Annotated in this window: 15 protein-coding genes; 8 read left to right on the forward strand and 7 right to left on the reverse strand. The window is 33.1% G+C overall.

The features are described from left to right. Nucleotides 1-131 precede the first annotated feature (131 nt). From FHY45_RS05120 to FHY45_RS05130, 3 genes are all read right to left on the reverse strand, one after another. A complete protein-coding gene (locus FHY45_RS05120; protein WP_373925467.1) occupies nt 132-662 on the reverse strand; it encodes a cupin domain-containing protein in 531 nt (176 codons plus the stop codon). A gap of 135 nt (nt 663-797) precedes the next feature. After that, on the reverse strand, nt 798-1,712 hold the full coding sequence (locus FHY45_RS05125) for a ketose-bisphosphate aldolase (RefSeq protein ID WP_139891597.1): 915 nt from the start codon (nt 1,710-1,712) through the stop codon (nt 798-800). Between the two features lie 217 nt (nt 1,713-1,929). Further along, nucleotides 1,930-2,682 (reverse strand): DeoR/GlpR family DNA-binding transcription regulator, encoded by a 753-nt coding sequence (locus tag FHY45_RS05130; RefSeq protein WP_139891598.1) that lies wholly within the window; start codon nt 2,680-2,682, stop codon nt 1,930-1,932. 530 nt (nt 2,683-3,212) lie between these two features. Here FHY45_RS05130 and FHY45_RS05135 point away from each other — a divergent pair. From FHY45_RS05135 to FHY45_RS20810, 5 genes are all read left to right on the forward strand, one after another. Then, complete coding sequence (locus tag FHY45_RS05135) at nt 3,213-4,514, forward strand: ABC transporter substrate-binding protein (RefSeq protein ID WP_257468993.1); 1,302 nt, start codon at nt 3,213-3,215, stop codon at nt 4,512-4,514. 72 nt (nt 4,515-4,586) lie between these two features. After that, nucleotides 4,587-5,510: a carbohydrate ABC transporter permease gene (locus FHY45_RS05140; RefSeq protein WP_257468995.1), complete on the forward strand. Its 924-nt coding sequence runs from the start codon at nt 4,587-4,589 to the stop codon at nt 5,508-5,510. Nucleotide 5,511: 1 nt separating this feature from the next. Continuing rightward, on the forward strand, nt 5,512-6,348 hold the full coding sequence (locus tag FHY45_RS05145; RefSeq protein ID WP_139891599.1) for a carbohydrate ABC transporter permease: 837 nt from the start codon (nt 5,512-5,514) through the stop codon (nt 6,346-6,348). Nucleotides 6,349-6,445: 97 nt separating this feature from the next. Then, nucleotides 6,446-7,753: an ADP-dependent glucokinase/phosphofructokinase gene (locus FHY45_RS05150; RefSeq protein WP_139891600.1), complete on the forward strand. Its 1,308-nt coding sequence runs from the start codon at nt 6,446-6,448 to the stop codon at nt 7,751-7,753. Between the two features lie 501 nt (nt 7,754-8,254). Continuing rightward, complete coding sequence (locus FHY45_RS20810; RefSeq protein ID WP_257468997.1) at nt 8,255-8,383, forward strand: hypothetical protein; 129 nt, start codon at nt 8,255-8,257, stop codon at nt 8,381-8,383. Between the two features lie 117 nt (nt 8,384-8,500). Here the strand turns inward: FHY45_RS20810 and FHY45_RS05155 are convergent, their stop codons facing one another. The 4 genes from FHY45_RS05155 to FHY45_RS05165 all read right to left on the reverse strand — a co-directional run bounded on the left by FHY45_RS05155 (nt 8,501) and on the right by FHY45_RS05165 (nt 11,182). Further along, nucleotides 8,501-9,241, reverse strand: a complete 741-nt coding sequence (locus tag FHY45_RS05155) for an SRA domain-containing endonuclease (protein ID WP_483861444.1) — start codon at nt 9,239-9,241, stop codon at nt 8,501-8,503. 222 nt (nt 9,242-9,463) lie between these two features. Further along, complete coding sequence (locus tag FHY45_RS20815) at nt 9,464-9,598, reverse strand: hypothetical protein (RefSeq protein WP_257468998.1); 135 nt, start codon at nt 9,596-9,598, stop codon at nt 9,464-9,466. A 197-nt stretch (nt 9,599-9,795) separates the two neighbouring features. Further along, the gene (locus FHY45_RS05160; protein WP_139891602.1) at nt 9,796-10,323 is read right to left on the reverse strand and encodes a hypothetical protein; all 528 of its coding nucleotides are present in this window, start codon (nt 10,321-10,323) and stop codon (nt 9,796-9,798) included. 421 nt (nt 10,324-10,744) lie between these two features. After that, entirely contained in the window at nt 10,745-11,182 is a 438-nt protein-coding gene (locus FHY45_RS05165; protein WP_139891615.1) for an ASCH domain-containing protein, read from the reverse strand. A gap of 326 nt (nt 11,183-11,508) precedes the next feature. On the opposite strand from FHY45_RS05165, the gene FHY45_RS05170 reads away from it, so the two are divergent. The 3 genes from FHY45_RS05170 to FHY45_RS05180 all read left to right on the forward strand — a co-directional run bounded on the left by FHY45_RS05170 (nt 11,509) and on the right by FHY45_RS05180 (nt 13,491). Next, a complete protein-coding gene (locus tag FHY45_RS05170; protein ID WP_139891616.1) occupies nt 11,509-12,546 on the forward strand; it encodes an NAD(P)-dependent alcohol dehydrogenase in 1,038 nt (345 codons plus the stop codon). Between the two features lie 225 nt (nt 12,547-12,771). Continuing rightward, nucleotides 12,772-13,140 (forward strand): fumarylacetoacetate hydrolase family protein, encoded by a 369-nt coding sequence (locus FHY45_RS05175; RefSeq protein WP_257469005.1) that lies wholly within the window; start codon nt 12,772-12,774, stop codon nt 13,138-13,140. A gap of 15 nt (nt 13,141-13,155) precedes the next feature. Next, entirely contained in the window at nt 13,156-13,491 is a 336-nt protein-coding gene (locus FHY45_RS05180) for an Ntn hydrolase family protein (protein WP_139891604.1), read from the forward strand.

Consider the following 13,491-nt stretch of genomic DNA (forward strand, 5'->3'; position numbering starts at 1 on the left):
TGCCACTAACTACGTATTATTCAAACTGATAAGGTTTGAGTACAATATGTTCGTAAAAGTAATAGAAAGCAAAAACTCATTCTCGAGTCTTGGTTATTATTTTGTTAATACCTAAAAAGAGCTTTTCTTTTCTAGACACGTTTTATTCTTGGGTCTGTAAAAATATCTGTCTCATCTTCACTATTGGATGAAAATTCGGATATGACAGCTCCTTCTTCTCCTGCTTGAAACCAGTGCTTTGTGTTTTCCGGAATGGTATATTGTTCTCCAGGCTGTAGTACAATTTCATGAAATACAGTATAGTATCCTAAATCCTCTGTAGGTGGTGACGCTTTCGGAGAAACAGTAGATTCTCCCTCCACAAAAAGATAAACTGTTCCTTTACGACATCTAAACGTTTCTAATTTGCCAGAATCTCCATTTTTTCTTGGTGGATGGCGATGTTCAGGGCATGTTTGATGTGGAAACAATACTAAATCTTTTGCACAATAACGCTCATTATTAACGTAAGTGATTAACTGTAATCCTGTTTTTTCTAGATTTTTCAAGTTAAAATCTACTATCTCAATCATTTCCTGTTCTGCTTGAGTTAAAACAATTCCAGTTTCAGCAAGCATATTGGCAACCATTTCCCTATAATCCTTTGTTTGCAAATTAGCCATGTAATCAACCTTCCTAGTTATAACAATAATAATTTAATAGATATTATGAGAGATTCTAAGGAGATATGAATATGAATAGTTGTGAGTTGATTATTGTGAAGTATCTGATGAGGATTTTCTTTATTTGAGATATTACTAATATAAATTATCCGATAATGCCTTTTCATTTCTGTTAGTTGTATTTACCTTTTCGTAAAGACTGGCTTTTCCTACAGAGTTGAAAAGGTGCATTTTATGGTTGATCACCTTTCGTGCTTCTAGAATACATTCTGGATAAATAACATTCGGATCCCAATATTCAGTTGAATTTAAAATTTCACGTACTTTTTTATAATAAGCATACTTCATATCACTAGATATATTAATCTTACTGACACCTAGTTTCACAGATTGAGCAATTTCACTATCTGGATTGGATGAACCACCATGTAATACTAGCGGGATATCAACAAGTTTATTAATTTCTTCAAGAATATCTAATTGCAACTCTGGTTTAATATGTTTCGGATAAATACCGTGTGCAGTACCAATTGCCACTGCTAATGAATCAACACCTGTTCTAACAACAAAATCCTTTGCTTCAGCCGGATTAGTATATGTAACCTCAGTTACACCACCCTCTATTGAATTTCCTGTATTCCCGATAGTCCCTAATTCACCTTCCACAGAAACACCAACAGAATGAGCAATTTCAACGATCTTTTTAGTTAAAGCGATATTTTCATTGTATGGAAGTAAAGATCCATCAATCATCACCGATGTAAATCCACAACGAATTGCTCTTAATATATCTCCCAAAGAACCTCCATGATCTAAATGCAACACAAATGGAACTGCACTTTCATATACACGATGTTTAACGTATGAGAAAAATTCATCTGTCAAAAATTCATGCTCAGAAGGATGGATTGCAATGATTGCTGGAGATTTTAATTCTTCCGCCTCTTCTATCACAGCTCTTAAGAATGTACTATCTGCAACATTAAACGCTCCTACTGCAAATTGATTTTCTTTTGCAACAGTTAATAATTCTTTCATTGTAATTAACATTCAGTTCATCTCTCCTCTTAAAAAGTTTAAATTTGTTTCACTTAGTCTTTAGAATTCAGAAAATGTTATAAGCTTTTTAATTTCAAGTAACAGTCGATTTTCTAGATAATATACACTATTTTCATAATTAAACATTTATCTAACATGAGTCCTTAAAGCCAACATGGCAATCCATGTTGAAGGGCACCACCCCCTTAATGTAATTTTAATTAAACACTCATACCTTAATTAGCTTGACATCTTTATTTTCAACTACAGTTACCCAATAGTCAGATAAACTACTATCAGTTATTATCATATCGACGCTTTCAATGGGAGCAAATAGATTCATAGAACGCTTTCCAAACTTTGATGTATCGGCTAAAATATATGTTTCTTTACTAGACTTAATCATAGTTTGTTTTATTTCGGCATCAGAAAAGTGAAATACACTATAGCCGTTTTCAACAACACCGCTAGTTCCAATAAACGCTTTGTTTACATATAAACTTTCTAGAAAAGATTTTGCTCCATTGCCAAGGAATGCCTGTGAATTTTGACGAAACTCACCACCGGCCATAAATAAAGATATATTTTGCGCATATCGAAGGGGATATGCAGTAGTTAGGGAGTTTGTAATTACCGTAACGTTCTCAAGTGCAGATTCAGCTAATGCGACTGCAATATAATTAGCGGTAGTACCAGAATCCAGAAAGATTGTATCGTTGGAGGATATAAGCGTCAAACAATATCTAGCAATACTTTTCTTTTCCTCTACATATTGTGTCTCTCGTTGAACGGGGGACTCTTCCCTTACATGGCGGATTCCACCATGATATCTTTCGAATAATCCGCGTTGCTCCAACTTTTGCAAATCCCTTCTAATAGTCATATCTGATACTTGAAATTCTTCAACTAATTCCTGTACGGATAAACTTCCTCTTTTAATTATAAATTCAGATAGTTTTTTCAATCTTGTTTCAGCAGACATAATTATCTCCAATCACTCATGTGTTTTACACTTTATTTATATAGGAACCAAAAGAATAAATCAAGATAAACAAACAAATTAAACAAATTTACAAACATTTATTGTTATATATATGTTTATTTTGTTCAATTCTTATTGACAAAAAAAACCAATGCATTTAATCTTTATGTATTAATAAACAAAATAATGTGAGGGGGAGAAGTATTATTAAATTAACGAAATGCACTGTTGAAAGATCAACCTCTCTAGTGAGGTAAAGCCTTCTTTTTTTGGAGAATTCCAAAATACATTAAATAAGAATCCAGATAACAACAAGTCTGATCCTTTTTGCTAGATACAACCAGAGAAAAAATAATGGTTATGTAAGCAATATGCATTTGTTTGATTCGTATCAAGTAACGGAATTATAAGTTTGTTTGTTGTCCCACTCATTTCACCTTGTATACATAAAATGGATCTGTATACAGTCTTACTCTGAATTATAGGAATAAATTTATCTGCATTATATAAAAAAATAGGGGTGACTTAATTTGAAACTTCAAATTTTGAAAGCGCTTAATAAAAGAATGGTATCAATTTTATCAATAGTGTGTATTTCTATAGTATTAGTGGGCTGTATGGATTCTCAAAAGACCACTAAAGACAAAAATGGTAACCAGGAAGTTACATTAGAGTTCCAACAGTGGTGGGGAGTAGAACTACCAGATGGAGTTCTTCAAGATATTGTAGATAAGTTCACTTCAGATACAGGAATCAAGGTAAAACTATTAAGTAATCCATATGCTGATACCAAAACTCAAATAGCAGCTGGCGCAGCCGCAGGTACAATGGCAGATGTTGTTGGTCTAGATGGCTCTTGGGTATATGATTTTGCTAAACAAGGATCCATTGCAAATTTGACAGAATTAATGAGTAAAAGTGGATACGATGATAGTCAATTATCCGATCAGATTAAAGTTGATGGGAATACATATATGATTCCTGTTGCCAATTTTGCATATCCGATGTATGTAAACTTAGATATCTTAAAAGAGGCTGGTGTTAAGGAGATTCCTAAAACTTGGTCTGAATTTAGTGAAGTGACAAGTAAAATTACTAAGTCAACAGGAAAAGCAGGATGGGCCATTCCATTGTCTACAGAATCTCCAAGTGGCATTCAAAACAATTTTATGAGTTGGCTATGGGCTTCCGGGGGTTCTATGTTAAATGATGGAAAGCCAGCTTTAACAAATAATGAAGACTTAACTGCTACTGTAGAATTTGTAAAAGATCTATTTGATTCTGACGTAGTAGCTCCAGGTGCATACGCAATGAAAGAGGCAGATATGGTAGAAGAGTTTACAAACGGTCGTATAGCATTTATGACTGATTCTCTAGCTCACTTAACCACTATAAAAAAAGGAGCACCTAATTTAAACTTCGATATCATTCCAATGCCTCTTAAAGATGGTTATAGTGGTAAAAGTGGCATGGACGTAGCAAATTGGGGGATTGGAGTTGCAGAAAACAGCGAACATAAAGAAGAAGCTATGAAATTTGTTGAATATCTAATGAGTCCTCAAGTTAATGCAGAACTTGCTGTTTATGCAAATGCCTTTCCAGGAAACTCAAAAGCACAACCTGATTACTCTAAAGCAGATAAGCTATTCATAAAAGCTTATGAAATTTATCAAAATTCATATGCGATTAACGAATTTACCGGCCTTCCAACTTCAGAAGAATTGATGAGAACTTTTGATGAACAACTGCAACTTTACTTAGATGGTGATACCAGTTCAGCAGCTGATATGTTAGAAGAAACACAGAAAATATGGGAAGATGCATTTGAATAATAGATACTTCTTTATTTGCCAGCGGGATGTATGCATAACATACATCCCTGTTTAGAAAGGTGGTAAAAGTAAGTGAAAACTGAAACTGAAACAATAAGAAAGTTACAGTATAATAGGAAAACTCGATTTAAAAAGAAATCAGAGCCATATGTATATCTTTTACCAACAGTTTTATTAATGATTATTTTGTTAGTTATACCTATTTTTATGGTTATTCGTTATTCCTTCTTCGATAATGTAATCATTAATAAAAATCCCGAATTTATCGGTTTCTCAAACTTTAAAGAAGTATTAGCAAATAAATCTTTTTTAACAGCTGTAAAGAATACATCGATTTTTGTTGGCTTTAGTATAGTTGCACATATGATTTTAGGAATGACATTTGCAATGGTATTAAATACAAAATATCTTGGTACTAAAACTAAAGCAATATTTAGAGTAATTTTCGCTTTACCTTGGATGTTTACAGCAGCCGTAATAGCAATTTTATGGAAGTTACTATTAAATCCTAACGGCCTAATCAACTATTTTTTAATAGAATTTAATTTAACCAGTAATCAAATTGAATGGCTCGCTTCAAGAGATTTTGCATTATTGTCGGTTACTATGATTAATATTTGGGCGGGATATCCCTTCTTTATGATAAGTATTTTAGCTGGGCTTCAAGGAATACGATCAGAACTCTATGAATCTGCTGCGATTGATGGCGCAAATAGCATAAAAAGTTTTTTCCATATTACTATTCCTCAATTGAAACCAATTTTAATTAGCTTAATATTATTAGATTTTGTGTGGACAATACAACAATTTGCACTTATTTGGATGACCACTGGAGGCGGTCCAATTGACTCGACCGAGATACTTAGCACATTTATTTATAAACAAGGATTTACTCGATATGAATATTCTCTAGCTTCAACTAGTGCTGTAATTTTATTAATCATATGTACAATAGTGTCAATCTTTTATGTGAGACACCAAAGAGGGAGGGAATAGTATGGTTGGAGAAAAAAAATGGTATATTCAAGTTTTATCTATAGTCTTATTAATTCTTGGAACAATCTTTGCTGGATTACCAGTATTGTGGATGTTTCTAAGTTCCTTTAAGCCAAACTCAGAAATTTTTGCTTGGCCACCTCTATGGATATCCAAAAATTTTACATTTGATGCTTACATTGAAATTTTCAATAATCCAGAACAAATCAGATTTTTCATTAATAGCTACTTTATAGCTTTTGCTGTTGTAATTTTGACTTTAATTGTCAGTATTCTTGCCGCATACAGTTTTAGTAGATTTGATTATCCAGGTAAAAAAGTGATCAATACAATTATTATTAGTGTTCAGGCTGTACCACCTATAACCCTATTAATACCTTACTTAGGTTTGATTGTTACAATGGGATTGTATAACACATATGGCGCATTAATATTAACTTACCTTTTATTTACATTACCTTATGCAATATTAATGATGACTGGATATTTTAATACTTTGCCAAAAGACTTAGATGAAGCAGTTATGATTGATGGTGGAACTAGATTCAGAGCACTTTGGAATGTTTTAGTTCCTGTATCAATTCCTGGGATAGTTTCTGTAGGAATGTATACCTTTATGTTATCGTGGAACGAATATTTATTTGCCCTAGCTTTAACTAAGACAAACGAATTTCGAACTGTTCCAGTAGGAATTAGCTTATTAATGGGTCAGCATGCTTACGAGTGGAACCAAATGATGGCCATGAGCATACTTGGTTCGTTACCAATTCTACTACTATTCTTGTTTTTCCAAAAATACTTTATTGCTGGAATGACATCCGGGGCGATTAAAAGCTAGTAAACAATATAAGTTACATGAAAGCTGACTAGTTTATATTCTTTAGAAAAAGCCAATATTTAAATTAATATATCTTTTAAAATAGAGGGATGTAAACATGACAATTGAAGATAAATATATAGAAACATATGAAAAATTATATAAAAATACACGTAACTCTACAAAAATGCCTGCTCTAGGGTATACAAGTAATTTAGATATTTTATGCGATTTTCAAATTGATATTTTAAATGAACTCCTTGCAGAATATATGCACGGAGAGCACTTATTTGACCTGAAAGCATCGAAGGTAATAAAAACAGTGCAAGATTTTTTAAGTACTTTAGTATATTTTTGTGGTAACGGTATTGGTGGAGAGGTAGAGATAGAAGATTTTAAAATTATCGAAAGTTTCTTTTTGACTAAGAATGGTATAGGAGGAACTGCAGCCCAAGCAGCTATGGCATTATCTGCCATTGAATTTCCTTCGATTATTCATATGACCGATGATTCAAAAAAGGTTTGTGATATCCTTTGTTCACCCCATATATATACAATATCTCCAGATGGAAAATTGATTCATACAAATCAAGTCACTCAAAGATCCGAACAAGAAATACACTACATTATACAATTTAAAAAAGGTGATGTTATCCGATTAGGAGAGCAAGAATTGCTTATACCTGTTTCAAATCGCTTGATTGTTACAAAAATCACAGTTAACGAAAGATTACCATTCTCACACTCCTATTTTGAATATATAGAAACGCATGCAAAAGAAATTAGTAGTAATGTGCTCTCTAGTTTTAATGCCATTAAAGATCAAAATATTTTAAAAGAACGTTTGGATTTTATAAAACAACATATAAAAAAATATAAGGCTAACAATGAGTCAGGCATTGTTTTTTTTGAGGATGCTCATTACCATAGCAATATGATAAAGAAATTATGTATAGAGACAATATATTCAGATGTAGATATTGTCTGTATGAATGAAGAAGAATTAGAAAATATGCTAAAAATGTATAACTTTAATATCAACATTGAAGATATAATCTCATGTATAGAAGGAATGAAATTTATTAAACAGAATCTAATGATTAACAAGGGTGTAGTTGTACATACGAAAGATTATTCTATGTATGTAGGAGATAAACTTGATATTGACATTGAAAGCGGTCTTGTATATGGCAATATGCTTGCTACTACAAAGGCTATGCTTGGTTGGTATGGGTCTATGAAACAAATATCCAGAGTTCTAGAGCTCCCTTTAAGTAAAAAAGGAATGTCTAATAGAGAAATAATAGCTAATAGTAATTATGCAAATGAAACAATAATTGTCCCTACCAAATATATCGATAATCCTAAATATACTATTGGATTGGGTGATTCATTTATAGCCGGTGTGCAAATCTGTTTTGTGTGAGTTTTAAGCCTTAATTTTAGCTGCCATCTATCAAATAGAACATAATAAAATGCTTTCAACGGCTTGAAACCTTTATTCTAGGGTCTCAAGCCGTATTTGTATGAAATGTCCTTCCATTATAAATTGCACAATCCGATGTACCACTTATCTTGTTTAGGGTATATTTGATCAAAAAAACTGCACCTCAAATTGTTAATTGTGTCTAACAATAGGCATGCAGTTTATACGAGGAAATCTGTTATATACAAAACTTAAGACAGCTTAATGGTGATAAGTAGTCGACGTTTCCGCTATTTTATGAGATTATGCCTCATCTCGGCTTAAGTCATTAGTTATTTTGCATGGCTTCGAATTTTTCTAAAAGCAAATCTTTTCGTACACTATCAACAATTCGATAATTTGCTTGCCATAACGTTTTACTTTTCCCGACTTGTTGAGGATTTGTATCAGTATCAAAAGTATTTTGAACTAGGCGAACTCCAGCTTTTTGGAGGAGTATAATTGCCTTTAGGTGAATTTATACGAACTATACATGATGTAAGTGAATATTGGGAAGGTAAACAAGATGACATTATCACAACTGAAGCTGAAGGACGTTTTAAACTTATAATAGTGCCAGGAAATACCTAAACAAAAGATTTAACTTATCAATAAGAATGAGGAAAATAAAAAAAACTAAAAGTTAGTGGAGAAAATTTAAAGGGCAATGAAAGAAGACCTACTGCCCCTTAAAGTTGTAAAAAAAAGTTAGTTATTTAGTAATTTTTCTTTTTTATTAATGATGGATATAAGTTTATTATTATATTCTATCTTATCATTACCATAATGTACTCTTCTATGACAGTTAGGACAAATTGCAGCAACGTTTTCCGGATGATCAATTCCACCATCTGATAAACGATATAGATGATGAACTTCTAGTAAGGGCTGATCCTCTATTGTAAAAAAAGGAGCACCTTGATTACATGCTTCACAAATACCTTTAGATCTAACGAGAGCGTATTTTTTTACAGCTGCTGAACGTTTCCTTATTATTTGCTTCCTTTCTTTAATTGAATGTGTATTGATAAAATTTGATTTTTGGGCTATTTTTCGTAATTCTTCAAGATCATTTGTTTCTATTATATTCGAGATAACTTCTGTGTCAGGATTTATTTGTTTAATATTAGCGAAATTAAAAATGATCACTCTTCGCATATTTCCAAATTTATCTGGTCCTCCATCAAAGTGATGACCGATCAATGTTAGCTGACCATCAAATCTGTATAGTCCATTTTTGTCATTCTTCTCGAACAAAAATACATCTTTACCATTTTCAACATGATCCCTTAATGCTTTATTTCCTTCTTTAAAAACCTGATCTCCCACTTGGCCTTCACCAGTATAGACATAAGTGCCTTCATTGTTCCATCCATCCTCATATCCATATATTTTTCCCTCTTTACCAGAAAAAATAAAAATCATTGGATTTTCTCTAGATATGGATATACCTCTTTATCTGTTACCACCAAAGCTATCATGGATATCAGTACGTTTGTATTCAGTATTTAAAACAAATGGAAAAATGGTTGTTTTAGCATTCATTTTTCGTATCCCCCACTTTCCTGCTCCCTTTCCCTCCACAGAATGGAAAATATCTTTTTCATCGCCTGGTGAACCTTTAAAAATATCACAATCACTAGAATGTAAATATATATTCTTTCTAACCTGCTATTTCCAGTCTGTATATGAGCTTAATTTAATACTTTTACCTTCAGAAAACTCTTTATATATTTCTTCAAGAGTTCCTTCTCCACCTAAATTATTAATTGCAGCAATTATTTCTTTTAACCAATTATTCTTCATAAAGCGTTTAAATGACCTCCAAAAGATTTTGTCATTTTTTATAATTTAAGAGAGCAAATAAAAATGAATACATACAATATATCATTTCAGTAATAAAACTATTTTTAACCTTATTTTCACGCTATTTCAATGGCAAGAATGGTGAGAATAATTTCATTTTTTATTGCTTTTCTTCATATCCAATATTTATTTCTTGTTTAGCTAATTGTAACTCCCCCTTCAATCATGGGTAAGGCCACTCGTTTAATTCGAAGGGTATTATCTCTGCCATTTAACTGATCAGCCCGACCCGTACCATAAACACTGAGTCCTCGTTTTCCCTTTACGGCCTTTACTGTTATCCGGTGACTTTCTCTTTTGAAATCGATGTCAAGACAATCTTTGGCTTGTTCTAAAGTTAGGATAGCAATCTCACTATCTTGCATTTTATTATGCTGCCCACATATAAAGGCAAAGGCATACTTTTTTCCATTATCTTGGTACTGTTTAATTCTCTCCAATTCTTCTGTTGAAAAGGAAAACGTCCAGGTCTTTGTGTGTTTATTCTTTCGTACCCCAGGCATGGAGGCGTATTTCGTATATATCTCATATTCCCCTTCATCATTTGTGACTGAATAAACCCGCCTATTTTCTCCTGGTTCCACAATCGCTGGTGCCATTCCATTATTGATAAAAACCGATAGTAAAGACCCATAATAGAAATCAGCTTTTCGAATAGTAGTCATCACGATCTCCCCTTTGTACCTTTATAGTTATATTGTACTAAATATCATAACTCCTATGGGATAATTTCGATTATTTATTGTTAATTCGTACCGTATTTTACACATATATGTATATTTTGATAAATATCTGTTTGTTTTTGTTTAGTTTTTTTGATCTTTATTTGCCTGTTTATAATATTTCTCTTCCTGTATGGCTTAAGCTAAATAACAGCCGAGTGGAGCAGTTTATGATGTGGTGCAGGTATTAGAAGTGAATGAAATTCCATACATTCTTTTTGAGGAAGTAGACTTGTATGAGAAGGTATCGGAGAATTGAAAGAAAATCTAACCTGCCCCTTTCCGTCAATAAGAAATGAAACATAAATAGGCTTTAATCCTTCTCGGATCAAAAGCCCCACTGATGCATAAGATATTTTACACTTTATTTAGGATATACTTTTTTAAACCGTTCACATACAACTAACATATTTGGTGTAAATTCTATATTAAACTCTTTTAATGCTTGGATAAAAAATTCTTCGTGAACATCCCACCAATATGGATAATCTCCTTCACCTTCAGCTAAAGCGAATTCCTCTGTACCCTCATTCATCGGAACAACTTCAACCGATTGATTTTGAATGACTGCGACTGGATTATCCTGCCCATCTAAAACAATCGAGTATTCACCAGCCTGTGGGATAGGTTCCTTTTCTAACTCATAAAATACAAAACCAGAAGTTGTCGCTATCTTCTTTCCTTCAACAACTAAGTCAGCTAGCCATTCAGCGGAAACACCAAATTGAAAGGAATCTTTAATTACAATGTAGTATTTATGAAGATAATTTCCTAGTCTTTGAAGAAGGTACTCACAGACCATATAAAGTTGAATACACACACCATTTCTCCTATCAAAATAAGAATGACACGATTTATAGGGCTTATTGTAAGGCCCAACCAACAAAGTTTACTCCAATTATGCAAATAAACAGGAAATTGTTTCCTTTTTGACGAATTGTATAGGTAAAAGGGAGGTGAATGAAAATGAAATTAGTTTAGACGAAATATATCAAGGTATACACCATTACACCAGATTGATGTACCGCCAATCCTATCCAGAATGCTTGTTATTTTAAAAAAAATTCTTTGAGATAAAATATATAAATAGTTTTCTATTAAGGCAAAGGGGATATTACAGTGAAAAAAATGAAGGCGTATCGAATGATAGAATGGGGACAAGATCCTCAATTTGTAGAATTAGAAGTCCCGCAACCAAAAAGAGGTGAGGTTCTTGTTAAGGTTGCTGGGAATGGTTTATGCCACTCGGATATCGGGATGAAGACCATGAGTAAAGAAATTGGTGAAGCCATTGGTTGGCAAATGCCTTTTACTCTTGGACATGAAATTGGAGGATATATTGAAGAAGTTGGTGAAGATGTTAAAGGGTTTGAAAAAGGAGAAGCTGTAGCACTTACAAGTTCTGCTTTTTGTGGAGAGTGCGAATACTGTATGAAGGGGTTAACTAATAATTGCGACTATGGATTGGCAGGCCGTGGTTATGGAAGAGATGGAGGGTTAGCTGATTATGTCTTAGTAACAAACACTAAGCACATTATTAAACTTCACTCCCTAGATCCTATAAAAGCGGGACCTCTAACAGATGCAGGTGCAACTTCCTATCATGCTGTAAAACGTATATTGCCTAAATTAATTCCAGGTTCAAGTGTAATTGTCATTGGAGCTGGTGGATTGGGTAGTTATGCGATACAGTTTATATCTGCTATGAGTTCAGCAAACATAATAGCAGTGGATATGAATGAAAATCGGTTAAAAATTGCAAAAGAGCTAGGAGCAGATTTTGCTGTGCAAGGTGTTAATGAATCTACCTTGTCAGAAATAATGGATATGACAAATGGTCGTGGAGTAGAAGCAGTTTTAGACTTCGCAGGTTTTGATTCGACCATTGAATTTGCATTAAAGGTTGTCCGGAAATGTGGATCATATGGACTGGTCGGAGCTGGTCAAGGGACAAATAAGCAACCTTGGTATGGTAGTTTTCCGTTTGACGCAGAAGTGTTCAATTTTCAAGGGGGATCATACACGGATGCTAAAGAAGTAATTGCTTTAGCAGAATCCGATTTAATTAAGATAGAAGTCGATCTATTCCCATTCGAGGACATAGAAAAAGCATATGATCAAATGGAAAAAGGTCAACTGAAAGGTAGAGCCGTTATCCAACCTTAACAATAAGATAGTGTACCTATATTATTTCTCGGCACACTAAAAACCTTGCTTCTATTTGAGTATTAGAGACTACAATAAAGATAGATAAAAAAGTGTTGACCTCCACATTTTACATGAGATTACGAGGACAGCACTTTTTTCGCTTGGGCAGACGGTTCATTTGTCCGGCGTTACTATACCATTTGGTTGTATCGATCTCATTGATTTGATATTGAAGAAACCGATATTCCATATCTCCATCAGTTAGATTTGAATTTATGGGTATACGGTGAACTTAGACAAAAAAACAATACCCAAAACTTACTGTACAAACCTGCTGAAACACTAGCTGAATTAAGTGGAGTTATAAGTTTTAAGATTGGTGATTTACTATTAACAGGAACACCATCTGGAGTGGCCATCACTGCTCCACCAGCATTCGTTCAAAATTTGTTAAGTCTTCTAATACCCAAAGAAAAGAAGATGCAAATGTTTATTAATGGACAAAAGAAAAATCCTAATTATCTTCAAGATAATGACGTTATCCGAGCCAGTATTCGGTCTAAAGATGGTGAGATTGATTTAGGTATGCAAATCAATACAGTACAGTTTTAAGGAAGGACGATTCTTGTGAAGAAGAGAAATTTATTTCTAACAGTTGGTATCTTAACCTCATTTGCTATGATTGGCAAAAAAAAAATTCAAAAACCAAGGATTCATTTAGATGGTAATTATCCCGTGTTAGATAAGGTGCAGCATGCCGTATTTTACGTAAAGGATTTAAACGAATCACAAGCATTTTATGAAGCAATTTTTGATATACAATATTCAGCCATAAATCATCCTGATAGTAGTGCAGCTATGAAAATGGTTGGACATACCATGAAATTTTTTAGTTTTGGTTATTATCATCATGATATTTGCTTTGTCCAAAAAAAACGGTCATATATGACCGTAGAGTTATAG

The organism is Bacillus sp. D386, assembly GCF_006346415.1.